Here is a 21,773-nt window from a genome sequence, read left to right as displayed (position 1 = left end):
TACCTATATTGCCTGACACTTAGCTCAGACTAAAACATCTCTGTGTTTGGCAAATCCCCCTATTCCCTTCTAAGCTAAGTGAGTCGTACCACATGATGTGGTACTCGTTTAACTAAAGCAAAGGAATGCTGATGAAACACACTCAGGGATCATATCGCCTATTATGCTATTGGTTTATCCGCCAATTTCCCCATCATATTCATACACTGGTTGCCCCTTTTATTATCACTGTATTGCTATTGTTTAGTATTCAAACGCAAGCAAGTGATTTAACCCAGCTGCGTCAATCAAAAAATATCAATCAACAGAACCCCACAAATGCGCTTCCCATTGGCAGCGTGCTAGACAGCCAAGGTCAACCCATCGCCATACCACAGTCACAAAGTGCGCTTGAATATGCTGCAGATGAAATGCAGTTAGATAGAGCGGACACCATACAAGTGTCATCAAACCCAATCTCAATGCGCGATACCTCTGCCGCCAAGGTTTCTCCCAAGATGGTGGTTGCCAACGATCCGAGCTGCCGCTGGTTGGCTAATCGCATCAAACAATTATCAACACAACTCAAGCACAATAAAGATGCCAGCTATTTGCAAACTGAATTATCCCATCGACAAGATGAGTGGCAATGTATGGACTGCCAAGGTTCAGGCCCAGCTCAAGGCCAACAGGCTGAATGTCAATATCGCCGATAAACCTAGTACTTGGTCATACTGAGTGAGCGTACTTGAATTAATAATGCGTTACTTTCTCAAGTTTAAGCACCATTGATTGAGCGTTTGCAGGTACAGTGTCAGCTTTTCGCTGCAATAAATTAGCCGACTTTACGGTCTTAGAAACTAGCTTGTGATGACATTCCCCCTACAATGGCTGCAATAAAAATTGTCAAACTCACATAAACGCTTAATAAAAGTCAGGTTGCCGTATTAGCAATCTGATTCAAGTATCAATAATAGAGAGGGTTAACATGGCTCAACATTATGACTATATCTGCCTTGGTGCAGGTAGTGGTGGTATCGCTTCAGGTAATCGCGCGGCAATGCGTGGCGCAAAAGTTTTGGTTATTGAAGCAAAACATGTTGGCGGAACATGCGTCAACGTGGGTTGTGTACCGAAAAAAGTCATGTGGTATGGCGCTCATGTTGCTGAATCCATGCATTTATACGCCAAAGATTACGGTTTTGACGTTACAGTGAACAACTTTAATTGGAATACGTTAGTCGATAACCGTGAAGCCTATATTGGCCGTATTCATGAGGCATATGGCCGCGGATTTGCCAGTAATAATGTCACCCTATTGAACGGTTACGGTAAGTTTGTTGACGGTAATACCATTGAAGTCAATGGCGAGCATTACACGGCTGATCATATCCTTATCGCCACTGGTGGTGCGCCAACTATTCCAAATATTCCTGGCGCTGAATACGGTATTGATTCAGATGGCTTCTTTGCATTACGTGAGCAACCTAAACGTGTTGCTGTTGTGGGTGCAGGCTACATTGCCGTTGAGCTTGCTGGCGTATTACATGCACTCGGTAGCGAAACGCATTTATTAGTACGTAAACATGCCCCACTACGTAATTTTGATCCTATTTTGACCGACACGCTTGTAGAAGCGATGGCGACAGATGGCCCAACCCTGCACACGCACAGCATTCCAAAAGCTGTGGTTAAAAATGCAGATGACAGCCTAACCCTTGAACTTGAAAATGGTGAAAGTATCACTGTTGATAGCTTAATTTGGGCTATTGGGCGCTCTCCTTCTACAGGAAACATTGGCCTTGAAAACACTGATGTGAAACTGAATGACAAAGGCTACGTGGTCACTGACGAGCAACAAAATACGACAGCAAAAGGTATTTATTGTGTCGGTGACATCATGGAAGGCGGCGTTGAATTAACACCTGTTGCAGTCAAAGCAGGTCGCTTATTATCAGAGCGCCTCTTTGGCAACATGCCGAACGCTAAAATGGATTACAGCGTGATCCCAACGGTCGTATTCAGTCACCCACCAATTGGTACTATGGGATTAACTGAACCAGAAGCAGTTGAACAGTTCGGCGAAGACAACATTAAAGTGTATACCTCTGGTTTTACTTCAATGTACACCGCTATCACAGCTCACCGACAAGCGTGTAAAATGAAGCTGATTTGCGCAGGTGAAAATGAAGTGGTTGTGGGTATTCACGGCATTGGTTTTGGTATGGATGAAATCCTCCAAGGCTTTGGTGTTGCCATGAAAATGGGCGCGACAAAAGCAGACTTTGATGCAGTTGTTGCAATTCACCCAACTGGCGCAGAAGAGTTTGTTACTATGCGCTAAGCACTGAATCATTTGACGGATTCAACTCATCAAAAGGCGAGAATAATTTCTCGCCTTTTTTGTGCCTAATTTCCACAGAACTCACTGAATTGCTTTACCTAAAAAGCTAAGCCGTTGTGACTCAAACCGCAGTTTTATAGACAAAGTCACTATTCACGATATCTATTCACGGTTCTTGATATACAAGCAGTGCTATTTGGCCGCACATTTTTTATAATCGACAAATACGTTTAACACATATTGTTTAAACAGAAATACGCTCTTTAAGGATATTGCATGACCCAAGCTAACGAATTGACCTACATGAGTTTAACTCAGGTTGCAGAGTACTTGTCGCTCGATGAAGACTCGGTCAGCTCAATGGCCAATGAGCGCATTTTGCCAGCCACAAAAGCCACGGGGAAATGGCTATTTCCCAAAATACTGGTAGATCGGTGGCTGATGGAATCTTGTCATAGCGGAATGCTATCTGATCGAATGCACATCACGGGCAGCGACGATCCACTACTGTCTATGTTGGTTGCTAAAACCATGTCACAAGTAGGTACCACTGAACTCATTAGCTATAGTTCAACAGGTTCAGGCTTAGGGTTAGATGTATTATCTCAAGGGTATGCTGATATCTGTGCATTGCATTGGGGAAGCCTTGAAGACGATAGCCTGAGTTATCATGAATTATTAACCAGTTACCCAAATCATAAACAATGGTTGTTGGTGCATGGCTATAACCGCAAACAAGGGTTAATGATGCGCTCAGAGACGTTTGAGCAATACGAAGCCTTAGCAAACGCTGCCACCAATACCTCATTTAAATCATGGCGTTGGGTCGCTCGTCAAGCAGGCTCTGGTAGCCAACAACACCTAGAGCAATGGTTGTTAAAACAAGGTTTTAACTTCAAATACCTTAACTCTACCTTGGTGGCGCAAAGCGAACGGGAATTAGCAGGTTATATCGCACGACATAATGCCGATATCGGTTTTGGTTGCCAATCTGTAGCGCTTGAAAGCGGATTAAGCTTTGTGCCAATTTTAACGGAATCCTTTGATTTAGTGATGCCACAGGGCATTTACTTTAGACGCCAATTGCAGCAGTTGCTAGATTTACTGCAACAACCAGAATCCATCAGACTAGCTGCCACGTTAGGCGGATACGACCTCACCAATACAGGCAAATTATTGTGGAACGGCCAAGAGTAACTTGCTGCTTGGCTATGTAAGACTTCTACTAATCAATGCACAACGCAAACAGCAAAATTAAAAAGAGATGGCTAACTCATCCTGTGTTAGCCATCTTATTAGTCGTTACTTATCTTTAATTAGATGAGTTTAATCTGGCTTGAATCGCTAACTTCACTTCCTCTTGTTCGAGTAGCAACTCTTGTTCTTCTTTGCTGCGCATCAAATCATTAAATGATGTTCTGGCTTCTTGCGCCAGTGTTGAAGCTGCAAGTTTAGACTCTTTGGCTTTTGCCGCATCAGCGGTTAATTGTTGTAGCTGCTCGATAATATCATCGGGTGCATTGCCTAACTCTACACTCGACTCACCACGTGATAATGCTTCTCGACGTAACTGCTTTTTCAGCAACCATATTGCCTCATTGGCTTCTCGTTCGACATTGGCAGCATCAATAGCATTGTCACGTAACAATTCAAAGCGTGCTAAGGCTTGGCCTTCTTTGCTCCAAGGATCAACATCGGGTAAATCAGAAATATTAATCACAGGATCGACATAGTCATCTTGATGGCTTAAATCCAATGACGCGGCTTTAACACCTGAAATCATCAACATCACAGCAATAACAAGGAGCGGTAAACCACCAACAATTGCGGCGGTTTGCAAGGTAGCTAAGCCTCCCATAAACATCAAAGCAGAAGGCATAAAGGATAATGTAAACGCCCAAAATAATCGGTTCCAACGCATCGGATCTTCGGTCACATTGGTTTGTACTACTGAGGCTAAAATGTAGGAAATCGAATCGAACGTTGTCGCAGTAAAAATGATGCACAACAAAGTAAAGACAGCGATGACCACGGTGCTAAATGGCAACTGTTCTAAAATAGCGAAAATGGCCCTAGTTGCCCCTTCGCTATTCAACAGGGCCACTACATCAAGTTGCCCAGATAACTGCAAAGACAAACCATAGTTACCCAATATAATGAAGTACATTGAGCAACCCAAAGAGCCAAAAAAGACTGCTCCGGTGATCATTTGCTTAATGGTTCTGCCACGAGAAATTCGAGCAATAAACAAGCCCATACTCGGCGCAAATACCAGCCACCAAGCCCAATAAAAAATTGTCCAATCTTGTGGGAAGTGAGTATCTTCAAAGGTGCCAAGGCCACCAAACGGTTCAGCCCATGTTGCCATAACAAAAAAGTTAGATAGCATTCGGCCAATGGAGTCTAGACCGGTTTCCAGCATAAAAATTGTTGGGCCACAAACCAATACAAAGACTAACAAGCCTAATGCGCCCCAAAAGTTGATATTACTGAGAATTTTGATGCCTTTATCCATGCCCATATAAGCTGAATAGGCAAAAATAGTCGTACACAACATCAACACACAAATTTGACTACCCGTTGTTGCAGGGATGCCAAACAAATAACTAATGCCTTCGTTAATTAATGGCGCTGCTAAACCTAATGTTGTCGCTGCACCACCTAATAAACCAAAAATAAACAATACATCAATCACTTTACCAAGCTTACCAAAGCTATTGGCTTCACCAATTACAGGCATTAGTGCAGCTGACACCTTTAATACTGGCTGCTTGCGCACATAGAAAAAATACGCAATTGGAATAGCTGGGATCATATAAATACACCAAGCGATAGGTCCCCAATGGAACAAGCCATAAGTCGCAGCCCAGCGAATTGCCTCTTCACTTCCCGCCGCTAATTGAAAAGGTGGGTTCTGGTAGTAATAGGCCCACTCAATGGTGCCCCAATACAAAATGCTTGCGCCAATACCACCACAAAACAGCATGGCTGCCCATGAGGCTAATCCAAACTCAGGTGACTCATCAGGGTCCCCTAGTTTAATCTGACCTATATCTGAAAAAACGATATAAATCATAAAGAAAAAAGCAGCAATACCTAGACCTAAATAGGCAAAGCCCAGTTTATCTGTCATAAATGTTTTAGCGATAGCAACCCACTGTGCCCCTTCAACTGGGAAAATAAGTAAAGGGATAACCACAGTAAAAAGTAATATCAACGCACCGAAAAAAGTCGGTTTATCAATAAGCTCGAAGTGTTTGTTCATTTTATTTGTCCGAAACAATAAAACTGATTAAGAGAGTCCACACCACAAGTGCTTCCCCCGTGCTGCGAGACAGCCAGGTTGGTTTACTGTTTGAAGAGTTGGAATACTGTGCGTGAACCGTTTTCTATAAAACGCCAGGTCGTTTAATGTTTGTGACATTAACGGCAACACAGGCACGCTAAAATAATGTTAATCACGTAAAATGTCGACTAACTTATATTAACAATCGATTCAGATTGTGAGCGAGATCTCACCAAGATTTAAGGGTAACCATGTGCTTATTTAGCGGTTATTTCCTGTACAAAAACCTACAAGATTTTGGCTGGCATTTGGTTATCTAGCAGGTAAAGAAAGTCATAGACTAGCTAATCAATAGCACAATAAACTCAACATATTGAGAATAATAAAGCCCGATAAACTCACCACAGATTGCGGGGCTTACCGGGCTTATTGTGTTATCAGCGATGGATTACTTTGCCGAATCACCAATGTGCTTTTCTAAGAAAGCTAAAATCGCTTTGTTGGCCTCTAGAATATTTTCTTCATTATAAAAACCGTGTCCTTCTTTATCTTTCACTAACCATTCATAGGGATGGCCTTTTTCATCTAACGCTTCTTTGAGTGCTAACGCATGCTCAAAGTGAGCACGTTGATCATCCTCACCATGAATAATAAGTACTGGCGCGTTAAGTTTATCGACATTACGACTTGGAGACTGGGCAATAAGTTCAGCAGGGTTAGTACCGAGAGTTTTATTCAGGTAAGACCCTCCCCAAGTTAATGTCTTAATATCCCCTTCATCAAACATCATAGGTAGGTCATAAACCCCTACGTAGCCAATTGCGCACTGATACATATCCGGCTCTCGGATTGCACTTTGTAAAGCGCTATAACCACCAAAACTCGCACCAAAGATGCATACACGATTTTTATCGGTCACACCGGTTTGAATCGCATAATTTAATGCCTGAGTTATATCATCTTGAATACCCGTTCCCCACTCGCCGTAGCCAGCTTCCATAAAGTGTTTTCCGTAACCATCTGAGCCTCGAAAGTTCACTTTAATGACAGCATAACCGGCGTTTGCGAGCATTTGAGCTTGGGGATCGAATCGCCAATAATCTCGAAGATGCGGGCCTCCATGAGGCAATACCACTGTGGGTAAATTTTGTTTTTTTCCGATAGGAAGGGTTAGGTAACCGTTTAGCACTAAACCATCAGAAGACTTAATTCGAAAAGGTTCCGTTTCAGCTTGCTGCTCTTTTTTAATCCATCGTTTGCTCGACAATAAATAACGTGCACTCATTGTGTCTGTATCGAATATATAAAATGAGCCGGGATTGCGGTCACTAGAAACACGCACCACCATTTGCTTACCGTCTTTTGTTTTACTGGTAATTTCGACACTGTCGCCATTGAACGCTTGAATTAATGCTTTATGGAGTTTGGCTTCTTGGGTGTCAGGTTTAATAAAAATATAGCTAGAATAGTCTTCATCTACTCTCAAACCATACACTTCGTTTAAATCAGAGCTAATAGCATAGGTAGGATCAGCAATATCACTGCGGTACAAAAACGTTTCTTTTTGAGTATCTAAATCGTAGCGATACAGGCCTTTCGGTTTATTTTCTTCAGTTTTTAATGCGTAAACTGACTTATTATCACTACTAAAAGTCAACGGAGTAAACTCACCGTCAAACTTTGTATTAAACACCTGCCAATCTTCTCCTTTACCCTCTGAGTAGTACATTTTAGTGTCATGGTTTTTATCTACCCCCACAACAAACCTAGGCACACTATCATTATCAACTAAAAACTGGCTGTAAGAAATTGGCGCACGTTTAACTTTACGCTCCTTGCCTGTATAGACATTAAGCCTAGTCACTTCAGGCAGCACATCGCCATTTCGACTTAGCAAACGTTTGGTAATTAAAACGTGCTTGTTATCACCTTCAAGTTTATCCAATAAAAAACCACCGTATCCCGACAACACAATACCTGGTTGAGATCGGATACCGAAAATCATTTTACGCTTACTACCGTCATAATTAACGGCAAAGATTTCACCTAAATTAATCGGTAATTCTAATCTGCCACGGCTCTGTACCACTTGAACGATGACACGTTCATTATTGACCCAGTAATATTCTGCAGGTTGATCCCGACCACTGGAATTGAGCGCAAAAGTAACTTCAAAGTTGTCGGTGCGTAAAAAGGCAAGTCTCTTTCGACCTTCATCATTCATTAAAACAGCTAAATGCTTGCCGTCAGGGGATATTTTTACATTGTAGTAATCACTATGGCGTGAATAATCTTCGACAGAAGCCGCGAGACAAATATCTGAAATGCACAATAGCATTCCCCATATCATCAATTTGATGTACATCATGGAAACTCCTTTAATCCATCTCAAAGAGACAGCTTTATCCTTAAAACCTTGAAGCGATATGGCACAAGAAGTAGATGAAATAACATTGAGGTAATGCGATATTCCCTAACTCCTTGGGATCATACTTCCTAAACATAGATATTCATGTTTCAATTAATTTTGCAGCGATACCCACATTGATTCAATAGATTAGCTGCTATTTGGCATATTTAACTGACAAAACAACATCTCTCACTAGGCTAGGTTGACTCAATAGTTAATAACACTGGCTGAGTCATGACGGAATTTCCCCTGTTAATCACTGAATGCAAAAAGTGACGTCCAAATATTGAGGGGATAGTGGCAATGTTCATCGTTAAAAATTTGTAGTAAAATTGTGTCTGAGGACGACCTCAACCTGTTGAGCACCACAATCAATCACATCGAATTGATGAATTTGGCAAACAGGCTTCCATCCGGGGACGGCCCCTTCTGACTAACTTCCAGATAGGAGCCCATATGAGAATCTCTCATTACTTTTGCGTTATTGTTACCAGCCTCATTTTTTGCATATCCCCCGCAGCCTCTGCGAATGAAAGCCATATGGGCTTACATGGTATGACTCTATTTGGCGGAAAAGATGGCTTATTTGCCTCACATTTGCCTATGTATCACCATCCCCACAATGTACAAATGGTCATGCAATTTCACTTTGCCGATCCTGAAACTGATCATGCAATAAAGCAGCAGCTTGAAACAATGGCGACAGCACCAGAGCAGCTTTGGACTATTGTACCCAAGCCTTTTGACTTAATGCGTCTCAGCCCTCTGGCAACCGACCCAATCGAACAACTGCAAGTTGATGTTGTAAAAGGTCACTTTGAGCGAGGAGGCATTAACCAGTTTTCTCAACAATCACTCATCATTGATCGCATCATTATGTTCACCGAATTAAGCATGAAGGCAGGGCAAGATAAGGCGCCAAATGCACAATATCGAGTCATTACACCAACTGAAGATAGCCCAAACCAGTTCTTAGTTAAGGTCATTGAAAATCGTCCTGAAGCAGACCACTTGCTGCGAGTGATTCAACATGATTTCATTAGAACGACTCAAATAACCGTGCCACTCAAAGGTAAACTGCATCCTAGTCCAAAGGATTTAGCGGATCAGCTATCAATTCCCCTCGAGCACATTATTGAAATCTATCTAGAAACTGGCGAGTTACAGTAATGGTTTCATTATCGCTGGCAATCATTCAGCACCATCAGGCTGAAGGACCAGGGCGCATTTCTGACTGGTGCAAACTGTCGGGACATAAGATCACCCGCTTCATGGCGCCCGATGGTTGCTTGCCCGATCTAAACCAATTTGATGGCATCATCATTTTGGGCGGCCCTATGGATGTAGAAGATAACCCAAGATGGATGCAAAAAGAGCGCTCTTTGATTCACTCGGCGATTGAAATCAACAAACCGCTAATCGGTATTTGTTTAGGCTCGCAACTATTAGCATCGGTATTAGGAGCTAAGATTTACCCACTTAAACAGGCTGAATTAGGTTGGTATGATCTCAGAGTTAATGCCAACGTATGCTCAGCAAGTCTAGCGAACAAAAATTTGATTAATTTGGCCGTACCTCAATGGCATTATTTTGGGTTTAACTTTGATAGTCACTTAGCTCCGCTAACCCATAAATCGGTTGAGATAAAAGCCTACTCATCATTGTGTCCTCAACAGATGTTTCGGCATCAACAGCAATATGGCATTCAATTTCATCCCGAATGGGACGCTGTGCAACTGGCTTATTTACAACAAGCATTTAGTGAGCAGTGCCCAGAAGATTTATATGCTAAATCACGTATGAACGAACAGACACAGTTACAACACTGGTTTTTTAACTTGTTATATACTGTGTTTCGTTCTGCAATAACGAGCGATGACTAAGGATAGTAACGCTAATCGGGACAATACAGCGATAAGCTGTTAATGAAAAAGGCGGTAACTGACTGTTACCGCCTTGTCGATACAAACAATGAATTCAATGCTGCAAGCTAACAATGATCAACTTAACAGTATCTCTTCACTTCTTTGTTATGTGTGGCGCTATGAAGCTGGACTTGAAGCTACAGTGTTATTTACCACCTCAGATTCGGCGCTATTCAATGGCATAGCCGTCTGAATATTAGCTTGTTTAATCGCTGCACGGGTTTGATCGGTCAAACTATTCTCGCCATTTAATAAATCGGTTAACGTGCCAGTGTCGCCATTGACTAACCCCAGCTCCTGTAACATGGCATCGACTACTGGCGCATTCGCACGATAGTTTAATGCTGCCGCTGTGATTTGTTCGGCTACGCCACCAGATTGTCCCTGCATGATTTGGTTACCATTTGCGGTTGCAGCGCCAGCGCCGTGGTAACCTTGTAAGATCTTAATGCCTTCAATGTTTTCTAGTGGTTTGACTGCATTAGCAACCACTTCTGGTAACGCTTGCAGTACAGCCAAGGATTTTTGCAGCTGAATTTGCTCATCTTTCAGAGTATTTTCTGCTTCATACAAAGCTTGTTTACCTGCTGCTTCAACTGCAAAGACTTTTTCATCCGCTTCGGCTTTTAGCTTTTTAGCATCAGCATCAGCACGAGCTTCAGTTAATATGGCTGTTGCCTTATCTTCAGCCGCTTGCTTATCTGCAGCGGCTTGCACAGTAATTCCAACGGCTTCACGTTCTGCTTCTTTTTTCGCATCAATGACTTCAATTTCTTTTTGACGATTTGCCATTGCCACTTGCTTGGCTGTGATTACGGCCTCTTCTTTTTCAACTTTACCCTTTTCAACATCTGCGGCTTTAGCACGTGCAGCTGACTCTTCTTCTGATTTTTCTGCTACCGCAATCTGCTTATCTTGTTCAGCGACTTCAATATCACGCTGCTGTTGAATACGAGCTTGCTCAAGGGCTTTTCTTTTAGCAATTTCACGGGTTTCAATGTCTTTTGATTTTTCAATTTCTGCCGCTTCAATCGCTTGCTCTTTCGCAATCTCAGCTTCGCGCTCTTCTCGCTGTTTATTTTCACGCGTTTTAGCAATTTCCGCTTTTTGCTCTGCACGTTTAAATGCCAAAATTTGCTCTTGGCTTAAACGAGCTTCTTCCTCTTCTTTTTGAATTTCTAAAGATTGACGCTCTGCCTCTAAATTCCGACGCTCAATTTTAACGCGGTTTTCTTGTTCAATATCATTGGTTTCTTTACGTTTTTCTTCAATGATTTTTGCAAGACGTGCACGACCTTCAGCATCAAATGCGTTATTTTCATTAAAAAATTGTAGGTCTGTTTGGTCAAAGCCAGTTAATGAAACAGACTCAAGTTCGAGTCCGTTTTTCTCTAAATCATTGGCCACATTTTGCTGAACCTTTTGGACAAAGTCAGCACGCTGCTCATGCATTTCAGTCATGGTCATTTCAGCAGCCACAGCACGAAGTACATCAACAAATTTTGATTCCATTAACACTTTAAGTTCTTCAACGCGCATGGTACGTGTACCCAAAGTTTGCGCAGCCATCGAGATGCCTTCTTGGCTTGGTGCCACACGAAGGTAAAAATCCGCTTTAACATCGACACGCATTCTATCTTTGGTGATCAGCGCATCTTTTTGTGTTTTCTCAACTTCGATGCGTAATGTGTTCATATTGACCGGAATAGTTTCGTGCAACACAGGTAAACACACTGTGCCACCATCTTTAACGACTTTCTCCCCACCTAAACCAGTTCGGACAAATGCAATTTCCTTAGTGGCTCTAATATAGAGTTTGGCAAAAATTAACCCTATGGTGATAAACGCCAACATTGCCACGCCAGACATTATTAAAATAAAGGTGGTATTTGACCCTGCTGATAATTCAATCCCTTCCATTTTCTTTCCTTGTATTACTACTATAAAAATCTTGGTTTCATGAATAAACGGCTAAATACTATCGAGTTTTGCAGCTATCCAAATATTATTTTTTTATTCAGCAACACGACTTGGTCATGCTGGTTAAAACTTTCTTCTGCAAACTCTGGCGCGACCATCACGTAATGTTTCTGCGCATGTTGATCCACCAGCACCGCCTCTGCAGGACTGTTTACTCTGGCAGTGCCCACGGTAATTTTGGCCAATAAACCACTAAAACTAGTATTAGAAACGGCATGGGATTCATTTTTGGGGAGGATTTTTGCCAAAGGTCTACCAATGATGGATGTGCTGAGCAGACTCAGTACAAATACAATTGGAGCACTAATCATTGGGGAAAGTAGATTACTAGCGTATTGATAACTAATAAAATTTAAACTGTAGCCAATGAGTGCAAAACAAGTAAGCAATAACACTAGCCAGATTAATAACGGTAACTTATTCAGGCACAGCCAACCAACTAATGGAGTCAGCCCAGTATTAGCCACATTAAGGTCGGCATCGACATCAAGTTCAACAGGAGAAAGGTGGTCTATCAGATTTGAAATGCTAAAGCCTATCACTAAGCCAACACCTTCTAACAGTGCAAGCATCAACACCATCGTCATCGCAATCGCAAATGGGGTATTGGCGTTTATGAGTAAAAAATCGAGCATGACTGTATTCCTTTACAGCTAGATTAATCACTCAACCCTGGCAGTCATCCTATGCCAAGTTAATAAGTAATTAATATAATTAGATTATATCTGTCAAAAGCAACATCACCTTAACAAAAACTTCCTTAGAAGTGAATTAGATTATCAGTCTTTGTGATGACCGACTTATTCGCACTGTGCTTGACCACTGGCATAGCAGCTAGGTTGTCGTGGGCATACTGCGCCACGGGAGCAAATCACTCTGGCATCGTTTTCTATGCCACGTTCAATCCAATTTATATTCAAGATTTTAGCCACGCTAACCAGATCTGCTTTGATGTGTTTTGGAATGGCGACTAAGCCGCCGTTTTCAACACACGTTTGCTTTAAATCTTCTGTAATTTTTGCAGCATCTTTACCTTGCGCTTCAATGGCGGGGTTTAAATCTATCCCTGCACATAACACATGTGGATTACCCGCTGAATCATCAACTTTTATTGATTCACAACAGTAAATTCGCGGCTCATTACCTACATTTAATATTGAAATTTGAGCAGATGTTCCCGATGTCGGTTCGTTAATTTTCCTAAATACAGCCCAATGGTGGCAAGGGTCTTCAACTATTCGCATATTGCCCCAAGGCAGTGGAATGCCATTACCGCGATAGACCGCTTTAAGTTTACCTGGTGCATAAGCATCAAAGTAATGCCAATGAGGGTAAGGAGAGACAACTGTCATTCTGCGCATGGCAACCGACGCCGACACCTGTAACTGTTTATGGATATCAATCTCGTAGCCGTGACGATCTAATAGCTGTCTGAATGGCACTTTAGGGCAGAGTAATGCCCCTGCAAAAAAGCTTGATTCAAAATCACGCCATGCATGCAAGATATCTTGGGCATTAAGTGTGTTTGACTGCACAGTTGCATCATCATCCACCTCAACTCGACGCCCCGATGTCATGACACTTTTCAAGCCGTCTTTATTGTGGAGCACGCAATGACCAATGTGCACAGCCAAGTCATATTTAAGCCTTGGCGCATTGGATTTGAGCGCTTTATTGATAAAAATTGTCGCCGGTGGTTCAAAAAAGAAGTGGTTAACCGAGAAGAACGAGCGCCAGTTTCATCTAACACTTCAGTCGGAACTTCATCAATCCATTTGATTTTAAGTCCCATACTCTTAGCAATGCTAAGCATCTCATCAGCGCTTAGCGGCATCTGTTTTCTGCCAATTTCTTCAGCGGCGCGTTCTAAATCAGGGAAATGATTTTGATGGTGTTCTTGGTGTGCGCGAATTAATAACTGAGCAAACTGCCGACCTGATGTGCCTGTTTGTGACAGCATTTCAGGTATCGCGATTTGTAAAATGTCATTAGAAAATAAAAAGCTTGGTTCGAGTGGCATACCGCTAATACCGCCACGGCGTCCCTTTTCTGGGGTGATTGATTGCTCCTCTGGCATGTCATCTAAAAACCAATCGACATCTTTTTGGAACACGGTGGCAATCACCGCCAGCATGCCAGCACTGGGCACTCTTTTACCTCGTTCTATCATTGATAGATACGACACCGAAGGCGCAGAGCTCGAATCTACACGTATACATCTGGCTGACAAGTCTTCCATTGTCAGATGATTACGTTTACGCAGATTTCGAATCTTTGTACCCAGGAAATGTGACTTTCTCATCAAGCTTTGTTCATTACGCATTTTGTAAAATTCACACTGTAAAATTTTTATTGTGAAATTGTAGTGAAAAATACACTAGACTACAAATTAAGCAATCGGGAAACAGTGTTCATCATTTTAATTCCCATTGCGACTAAGGCAATCGATAACAAAAGATGTAAGCACGGCCTAATGATATGAATATTTAATTAGCCCCGTGTAATGACCCAAGCGAAGAGGATAAGGTTATGACTATGACAACAATGCACACCAACACAGCCGCTCACAACCTTAACAGCTTCATTGAGGAACAATTTGTGGCAACCAGTACCAACGCAGACAAAATTAACAATGCAAAGGTATTTTTAGATGACAACTTCCCACTTACTGAAGGCTCACACGCCGATGTGAGTAGCTATGTTATTTACTACACTCATCTTCTAGCCTTTATGAAAGATGGTAGCCAATGTGGTTTACAGAACCCATGTCAATTTGTTGCTTTAACAGGTCATAAAAGCGAACCAACATCGATTGTCCTTAAAAATAACGATACCCATGTTGAAGTCAGCTTTGACAGAAATGGCGAGTTAGGCTCGAAAGATCCTGCGCATATTGAAGATATTCAAGTGGCGCTGCCAATTAAAAACTTACCAACGCCATATAAACAATGGGTTAGTATGCTGCATTCTCGCTGCCTACCTACTGAAGGTAACTGCAAAGTATTTACTGCAAAAGATGGCACTGAATACGCAATGCATCAACGTTAATCAGCGCAATAAGCCGCTAGATTACATTGCACTCTCAAGGTCGGCATTATTGCCGGCCTTTTTGTCAGTGAATAAAAACGTCTTCTCCTGTCGCACCAACAATTAGCTAATAATGCACTAAAATAGCCGTACTCCTATCCTATAAAAAATTAACCTATTGATTAATATATTATTTAATAGTGGTCTAACTCTTGCGCGTTCTTATAGACGTTTATCATGCCTATAGGAATTTATAATGAATAAAGAACAAGTGGTTGAAGCGATTATTTTAGCGAAACATGCCCGCCAACTAAGTTGGCAAAATATTGCAGATGAGTTAGAAATGGGCTGTGTTTGGGTCACCTCAGCATGTTTAGGCATGAACAGCATGCCAGAGAACGTCGCCAATAAATTGTGCCAGCTACTTGAGCTTCCTGCAGGTTCACAAGCTGCGCTCACGGCTTACCCAACCAAACAATGGCAACATGATGTGCCACAAGATCCACTGGTCTATCGCCTCTATGAGGTGGTTGGTGTATATGGCGACACATTAAAAGAAGTCATTCAGGAACAATTTGGTGATGGCATAATGAGCGCCATTGATTTTTCAATGGATGTTGCAAAACAAACTGATCCTAAGGGCGATAGGGTCGTGATTACCATGAACGGTAAGTTTTTACCTTATAAAGCATGGTAATTAATCCTTGGTAGCCTGATAAAAGCTCAATATCGGGTTTGTATTAACGCAGTACTCTTGCTGCTGTGTTAATACAGACAAGCATTAAGGTCGTGCTTAATAAAATAAGGCTATCACTAACCCTAGAGCTAATAAGAAAGATAAACGCTGCCAAAATAAAATGGGGTCTTTATCAATATAAGGCGTGTGCTCACGTATTGATTTAGGGTGAGGATGTTTAAGGTTATAAATAAACTCCGATACTTCAGCAGTGCGTTTTGACGGGGACACTTCAAGGGCTTTTTCAAGGGCATAATCTACCCACTGAGGTACTGCGGCATTTCTACTTCGGGCAGGAACATAGCGTAAGCTTTGCTGCGCTTTTAACGTCGTTGCCTTGGCAACATCCACCCCGTAGGGCAGCTGACCAGTCAGCATTTGATAAGTTATTACCGCCAAAGAAAAAATGTCACTGCGACCATCGCCAAGCTCGCCCACAAAATATTCAGGAGCACTGTATTGGGCCGTTCCCAAAATGTGATCATCAATCCCTTGAGTTTCAATGATTCCTGCAACAGCTGTCGCACCGAAGTCAATAATTTTGACCACACTTTCAGTGGTGATCATGATGTTTTCAGGGCGTAAATCTTGGTGCACCATCTCTTGTCTGTGCATAGCTTGTAACCCCCGAGCGATTTGAACCACTATCGTTCTCACTGAATCTAAATCGGGCTGTTCATGATCGTGGATCCATTGAGCTAGCGTGCAGCCTTCAACATACTCTGTTGCCGTGTAAAGGTAACCCTTAGGAACACGCGACTTAACAGGTTTTAATAAATGCGTGTTAGATACCCTTTGCGCTACCCATTCTTCCATTAACAAGGTTTCTAAGTGGTCTTCATTTTGGCGCATTTCATCAGAAGGAACCTTAATTGCTACACGCTGACCAGAGGCTTTATCTTGAGCTAGGTAAACTCGGCTGCGACTACTCACATATAGTTCACGTTGAATCACCACATCTTCGAATTCTTGGCCGCTATGTAATGGTGGCGGCAAAGGAGTCGATTCAATAACTGTTTGAACTCATTGACGTCTGGATCAGGTAGAGAATCTACCCGCACAATTTGAATACTCAAATTATCATCGCTACCAGCATCAAGCGCTTGCTGAACCAGCTCTTGCGCCACATTGGTTAAATCTCTGTTTTGCTCTAGTGCATCATTAATAGCATTGGCAATGGTTCTCGTGGTTAAAAACTCGTGCACACCATCGGTGGTCAATACAAAAATATCGCCCAAGTTAATCGAGCAGGAGTGATAATCACTATTGAGTAACGGGTTAATGCCTAAAGCTTGATTAAGGTAACTGACTTCATCGTCGACATAACGTCGATGATCTTCCGTTAATTGCTCTAAACTATTCCCGCTCAATTGGTAGATGCGAGAATCACCACAATGAAAAATATGTGCTGTATTTGATTTAAATACTAACCCACTAAAAGTGCAGACATAACCTTTATTCAAGTCATGACGATGCGGGCCATTTTGGCTTTGAGCATATAGCCAATGATTAAGTGCCTGTAGCACTTTAAGCGCAGATTTTTTAACTGACCAGGCTTCAGAGGTTGCATAGTAATCACTGATAAAATTACTTATCGCACTTTCACTGGCAACACCACTGACTTCACTAGAACTAATACCATCAGCAATCGCAACCACTACACCTTTACTATGTATCAAGGCATTATCTGGTTGCATACTGCCACAGCAATCTTGATTGATTTGCTTTAGTCCGCAAACGCTTTGTTGTGCAATGGTGAGTTTAAGCAAATTTTGCATTAAAGCTTCCTTGCCGCCACAACAATTACAGTGCCATTAAGGTAATCGTGTGACGGTAAGAACTCACTTAAGTGTCCAATATTAAGCAAGCTTTTCACGACGAGCTTCTGCTTGTTTGCGCTTACGCACAGGACTTTCTTTCACGTGAGTTAAATACAGCGGTAACCCAACAAGTGCAAATCCACCCACTAAATTACCCAATGCGGTAGGGATTTCATTCCAAACGAGGTAATCCATAACCGTAAATTCACCGCCCATGATCATTGAGAATGGGAACAAGAACATATTGACAATTGAATGCTCAAAACCCATGAAGAAGAACAGCATGACTGGCATCCACATTGCCATCATTTTGCCGCTTGCAGAAGTAGAAATCATTGCACCAACGACTCCCATCGATACCATCCAGTTACACAACATGCCGCGAATAAAAATGGTCATCCAACCTGCAAAGCCATGTTCTTGATAACCCAGAGTACGTGACTCACCGATGCTACTCACTTTCGCAGCGAGTACGCCACCATCAGTGTTATAACCATAAGTTAAAATAAACGATGCAAAGAAAGCAACCGTGAGGGCACCAGCGAAGTTACCCACAAACACTAGGCCCCAATTCCGCAGCATTTGGTCGACGGTACAGCCATTTCGTTTATCCAAAACCGCCAATGGCACTAAGGTAAATACCCCGGTTAACAAATCAAACTTCATTAAATACAGCATGATAAAACCAACAGGGAACAAAAGTGACCCCGTTAATAAGCTGCCAGTTTTAACTATCACTGTAATGGCAAAAAATGCCGCTAGACCTAAAATAGCCCCCGCCATAAAAGCACGAACAAATGTATCTTTCGTTGACATGAAAATTTTTTGTTCACCAGCATCGACCATTTTGGCTGCGAACTCTTTTGGTTCAATATACGACATAGCTTCACACTCCTAGATTTAATTCTGATCATGTTTTGCGAGTTCTATGCCACTATAAAAAAGTCAAATTAAACAACTTGTTAACATAAAGGTGTACCATAAGCTAATTAGCTAAAGCACTATAATAGTTCATTTTTTATTCACCCCGCCCTATATTGGAACGTCATCAAAGAGCTCAATCAAGTTGTATTTATCCTTAAGGTTGAATGACTAAGGCCTAAAAAAGCGTGAAGCTTGAGCCACTTGATTAAGCGGTTTTCCTTGGACAATTTCACCACCCGAGTTCACTTCGGTGATAAAAAATGTCAGCGCTTCGCGTGTTTGAGATAACCCCTGTTTATCTGGATGCTTTATCGAGCTGGTGACTGTAATAGGGTATTCAAGTTGCTCAGCCGCTTTAATCAATACCAAGGTGTTATTGGTTATTTTGAAATCATGAGCAGATAACTTATCGGAGCTAACACTGATCTGATAAAAAGCGGCTTGCTGGGTTTTGTTACGTATTTTCAGTAAATAGCTATTTTCGATGACGGGGTTTGTTGGCTCAGAGCTGACAACACGATATAAGCTTTGGCGATCTCGAATAACGTTAAGCTGAATATCCGCTCGGCTTTGTAAATCTAAAACAATCATGACCAGCATCACCACTAATGCACCCGCATAACCTAAGGCTTTTAATGACCACATTGACGGAGTGCGGCCCGTTTTTAGGGCGTTTTCACTGGTAAAGCTGATCAAATTGGGCAAATAGCCAAATTTACTCATCGTTTGATTGCAGGCATCGACACAGGCACCGCAGTTAATACATTCATATTGCAGACCATTTCGAATATCAATCCCTGTTGGACACACATCTACACAAAGATGACAATCAACACAGTCGCCTAAGCCATTGCCAGCCTCTGTCGTTGCCTGAGTCTTGGTGCTTTTTTATTACGTTTTCTCGGACCACGGTTTTCACCACGAGCAGCATCATAGCTAACGGTTTTAGTATTCGCATCGAACATCACTGCTTGGAAACGCGAATAAGGGCAACAATGTAAACACATCATTTCTCGCATCCATCCAGCATTAAGGTAAGTACATAGTGCAAAAAACCAAACCCAAACTCCTGTCCAAAAGCCGCTGCTAAAACTAAAAATATCCACATAAAGCGCCCTTGCAGGCATAAAGTAAGCCATAAAACCACAGCCAGTCACCAATGCCATTAACGCCCAAACAGTGTGCTTCGCAACTCTTTTAGTTACTTTATTCACTGACATTGGCGCTTTATCAAGGGCGGCACGGTGATGATGGTTACCTTCAACTTTTGCCTCTACCCACATAAACGCAGCTGTCCAAGCGGTTTGAGGACACATAAAACCACACCAGACTCTGCCGAAATAAACAGTAATAAAAAACAATGCAAATGCTGCGGCCATAAAAAACCAAGCAAGCACGGTAAAGTCTTGCGGCCATAAAGTGACATTAAAAAAGAAAAATTGCTGCTCTGTTACATCGAATAGAATGGCCTGACGGCCCTGGAAATTGATAAATGGAATAAGGAAAAATAACGCAATCAACACCGTATTAGTGTGCAACCTAAGACGCTGAAATATTCCTTGCTGCTCTCGCACATGAATCTTTCCCGAATCGCTAATATTGATAACAGGAATACGTTGCTGCTGCACCACAGACGTGGGTTGTGCTGGTACTTGTGATGGTACTTGTGATAGTGAGGGTGTTTGCTGACTCGCTATTGGCTCTGACATATCTAAGATCCTACTGCTCTAGTAACTTGCTTTCATTCGCAAAGCTAATAGAGCAAAACCTGAGCCAACCCAAAAATAAACCTAAAACACTGATTAATAGACATTTACTAATTTTTATCAAACAAAAAAGTCACGATATATCACGTTTCCGTGAAATATCGTGACTTTATCGTATCGACAGTAACTTAACGCTGTATGCCAAGCTTTTTCATTCTTGAGCGCAGCGTACTTGGCGGCATATTCAGCACTGCAGCAGCACCTTGTGGCCCCGAAATACGCCACTGAGTATGTTCTAGGGTCTGCTGTATATGTTCTGCTTCTGCTTCAGCCATCGTTAGCGGTTGTTTAAGCTTGGTTTCATCGGCATGTTGCGAACCGCTAAGCGATAGGCTATTAAATTCTAGCACTTGATTTTGCGATAAAATAATCTCTCTTTCGATGAGATTTTGTAATTCACGCACATTGCCAGGCCAAGTATATTGCTGCAGCTTTTTCAACCCTTTAGCACTGACGCGAGTCATTTTTTTCCGAGCTTTTGACTTAACGATGTGACTAAGTCACTAACTAAGGACGGGATATCCTCAGGGCGTTCACGAAGTGGCGGCACCACAATTGGAAACACATTTAGACGATAATACAAATCCATTCTAAACAAGCCCTGCTCAACCCTTGCCTGTAAGTCATGATGGGTGGCAGCAATGAGTCTAATATTCACTTTAATGGTTTCGCTACTGCCAACCCGCTCAAAAGACTGCTCTTGAATCACTCTCAGTAACTTGGATTGTGCTTCTAAACTTAACTCGGCAATTTCATCAAGAAATAAGGTGCCATTATGCGCCAACTCAAAGCGGCCTTTCCGGCGACTTGTCGCTCCCGTAAAGGCTCCCTTTTCATGGCCGAATAATTCACTTTCCAGTATCGATGCTGAAAATGCAGCGCAATTGACACTCACCATGGGTTGCTCATTACGGCGACTTAATTGATGTAAGCTTCTTGCGACAAGTTCTTTACCTGTGCCATTTTCACCACAAATAAGCACCGTACTATCAGTATTAGCAACCAAATTAATTTGCTGAGTTAAATGGTTAATAGCGTCACTATGCCCTGACAAGCCCATTGCGCCTTGCTTGCCCTGCAACTCGGTTAGTAAATATTGATTTTCTGAGGCGAGCTTCTCTGATAATGCCTGTACTTGCGCAAGCGCTTCTCTCAGCGATGTTTCAGTGTGTTTTTGCACACTGACATCACGAAATATCGCTACCACACCAATCAATTTGTCTTGGTCATAAACGGGAGTTGAGCTGTAATACACTGGAAAACAACTGCCATCTTTGCGCCAAAACACGTCCTCTGAAACCTGCCGCGCAATACCATCATGCAATGTTCGATAGATTGGACAGTCATGTTGTGGATATGGGCTTCCATCGGCATGGCTATGATGATGACAATCATGAATATTTTTGCCAATCAACTCTGCACTTTTCCAGCCAGTCATCTGCTCTGCAGCTGGGTTGATAAATACCGCATTACCGTTAAGGTCAAAGCCGTATACCCCTTCCGTGATGGCATTAAGGAGAAGGGTATTTTCAGGTAAAAAGTGACTGGTGGTGACACTGGTTTTTGAATTCATCGC

Annotated in this window: 14 protein-coding genes and 3 pseudogenes; 7 read left to right on the top strand and 10 right to left on the bottom strand. The window is 42.2% G+C overall.

Annotated elements, in window-relative coordinates:
* The first annotated feature begins 131 nt into the window (after positions 1–131).
* The 3 genes from ACGEDC_RS08940 (at position 132) to ACGEDC_RS08930 (ending at position 3,520) form a co-directional block, all read left to right on the top strand.
* The gene (locus ACGEDC_RS08940; protein ID WP_394497743.1) at positions 132–695 is read left to right on the top strand and encodes a hypothetical protein; all 564 of its coding nucleotides are present in this window, start codon (positions 132–134) and stop codon (positions 693–695) included.
* A 272-nt stretch (positions 696–967) separates the two neighbouring features.
* Positions 968–2,323, top strand: coding sequence for a glutathione-disulfide reductase (gorA, locus tag ACGEDC_RS08935; protein ID WP_055025864.1), 1,356 nt, complete (start codon positions 968–970; stop codon positions 2,321–2,323).
* A 276-nt stretch (positions 2,324–2,599) separates the two neighbouring features.
* Positions 2,600–3,520, top strand: coding sequence for a helix-turn-helix transcriptional regulator (locus tag ACGEDC_RS08930; protein WP_065110277.1), 921 nt, complete (start codon positions 2,600–2,602; stop codon positions 3,518–3,520).
* A gap of 115 nt (positions 3,521–3,635) precedes the next feature.
* On the opposite strand, the gene ACGEDC_RS08925 is transcribed toward ACGEDC_RS08930, so the two are convergent.
* Together ACGEDC_RS08925 and ACGEDC_RS08920 are read right to left on the bottom strand one after the other, a co-directional pair.
* A complete protein-coding gene (locus tag ACGEDC_RS08925) occupies positions 3,636–5,588 on the bottom strand; it encodes a BCCT family transporter (RefSeq protein WP_394497740.1) in 1,953 nt (650 codons plus the stop codon).
* 469 nt (positions 5,589–6,057) lie between these two features.
* The gene (locus ACGEDC_RS08920) at positions 6,058–7,977 is read right to left on the bottom strand and encodes an alpha/beta hydrolase family protein (RefSeq protein WP_394497738.1); all 1,920 of its coding nucleotides are present in this window, start codon (positions 7,975–7,977) and stop codon (positions 6,058–6,060) included.
* A 498-nt stretch (positions 7,978–8,475) separates the two neighbouring features.
* Between ACGEDC_RS08920 and ACGEDC_RS08915 the strand changes: the two genes are divergently transcribed.
* Positions 8,476–9,189, top strand: a complete 714-nt coding sequence (locus ACGEDC_RS08915; protein ID WP_394497736.1) for a hypothetical protein — start codon at positions 8,476–8,478, stop codon at positions 9,187–9,189.
* Positions 9,189–9,902 (top strand): type 1 glutamine amidotransferase, encoded by a 714-nt coding sequence (locus ACGEDC_RS08910; RefSeq protein ID WP_394497734.1) that lies wholly within the window; start codon positions 9,189–9,191, stop codon positions 9,900–9,902. The genes ACGEDC_RS08915 and ACGEDC_RS08910 overlap by 1 nt, the downstream gene beginning before the upstream one ends.
* Positions 9,903–10,061: 159 nt before the next feature.
* Here the strand turns inward: ACGEDC_RS08910 and ACGEDC_RS08905 are convergent, their stop codons facing one another.
* The 3 genes and pseudogenes from ACGEDC_RS08905 to ACGEDC_RS08895 all read right to left on the bottom strand — a co-directional run bounded on the left by ACGEDC_RS08905 (position 10,062) and on the right by ACGEDC_RS08895 (position 14,247).
* Complete coding sequence (locus tag ACGEDC_RS08905; protein ID WP_394498292.1) at positions 10,062–11,813, bottom strand: flotillin family protein; 1,752 nt, start codon at positions 11,811–11,813, stop codon at positions 10,062–10,064.
* A 125-nt stretch (positions 11,814–11,938) separates the two neighbouring features.
* Positions 11,939–12,559: a YqiJ family protein gene (locus ACGEDC_RS08900; protein ID WP_394497732.1), complete on the bottom strand. Its 621-nt coding sequence runs from the start codon at positions 12,557–12,559 to the stop codon at positions 11,939–11,941.
* Between the two features lie 165 nt (positions 12,560–12,724).
* Positions 12,725–14,247: pseudogene (locus ACGEDC_RS08895) on the bottom strand (DUF3612 domain-containing protein).
* Positions 14,248–14,453: 206 nt separating this feature from the next.
* Here ACGEDC_RS08895 and ACGEDC_RS08890 point away from each other — a divergent pair.
* Together ACGEDC_RS08890 and cynS are read left to right on the top strand one after the other, a co-directional pair.
* Complete coding sequence (locus ACGEDC_RS08890) at positions 14,454–14,972, top strand: hypothetical protein (RefSeq protein WP_055025856.1); 519 nt, start codon at positions 14,454–14,456, stop codon at positions 14,970–14,972.
* A 235-nt stretch (positions 14,973–15,207) separates the two neighbouring features.
* Entirely contained in the window at positions 15,208–15,648 is a 441-nt protein-coding gene (gene cynS, locus ACGEDC_RS08885) for a cyanase (RefSeq protein ID WP_394497729.1), read from the top strand.
* A 96-nt stretch (positions 15,649–15,744) separates the two neighbouring features.
* On the opposite strand, the gene ACGEDC_RS08880 is transcribed toward cynS, so the two are convergent.
* From ACGEDC_RS08880 to ACGEDC_RS08860, 5 genes and pseudogenes are all read right to left on the bottom strand, one after another.
* On the bottom strand, positions 15,745–16,683 hold the full coding sequence (locus tag ACGEDC_RS08880) for a serine/threonine protein kinase (RefSeq protein WP_394497727.1): 939 nt from the start codon (positions 16,681–16,683) through the stop codon (positions 15,745–15,747).
* The gene (locus ACGEDC_RS08875) at positions 16,638–17,465 is read right to left on the bottom strand and encodes a PP2C family protein-serine/threonine phosphatase (RefSeq protein ID WP_394497725.1); all 828 of its coding nucleotides are present in this window, start codon (positions 17,463–17,465) and stop codon (positions 16,638–16,640) included. The genes ACGEDC_RS08880 and ACGEDC_RS08875 overlap by 46 nt, the downstream gene beginning before the upstream one ends.
* An 81-nt stretch (positions 17,466–17,546) precedes the next feature.
* On the bottom strand, positions 17,547–18,389 hold the full coding sequence (locus ACGEDC_RS08870) for a formate/nitrite transporter family protein (protein ID WP_065110285.1): 843 nt from the start codon (positions 18,387–18,389) through the stop codon (positions 17,547–17,549).
* Positions 18,390–18,599: 210 nt separating this feature from the next.
* Positions 18,600–20,140: pseudogene (ccoG, locus tag ACGEDC_RS08865) on the bottom strand (cytochrome c oxidase accessory protein CcoG).
* Positions 20,141–20,325: 185 nt separating this feature from the next.
* Positions 20,326–21,770, bottom strand: a pseudogene (locus ACGEDC_RS08860) (sigma-54 interaction domain-containing protein).
* Between the last annotated feature and the right edge of the window lie 3 nt (positions 21,771–21,773).

Source organism: Shewanella sp. ENK2 (assembly GCF_043568515.1).
GTDB lineage: Bacteria > Pseudomonadota > Gammaproteobacteria > Enterobacterales > Shewanellaceae > Shewanella > Shewanella japonica.
Note: the sequence above shows the minus strand (reverse complement) of the source record. Positions and strands in the feature narration are given on the sequence as shown.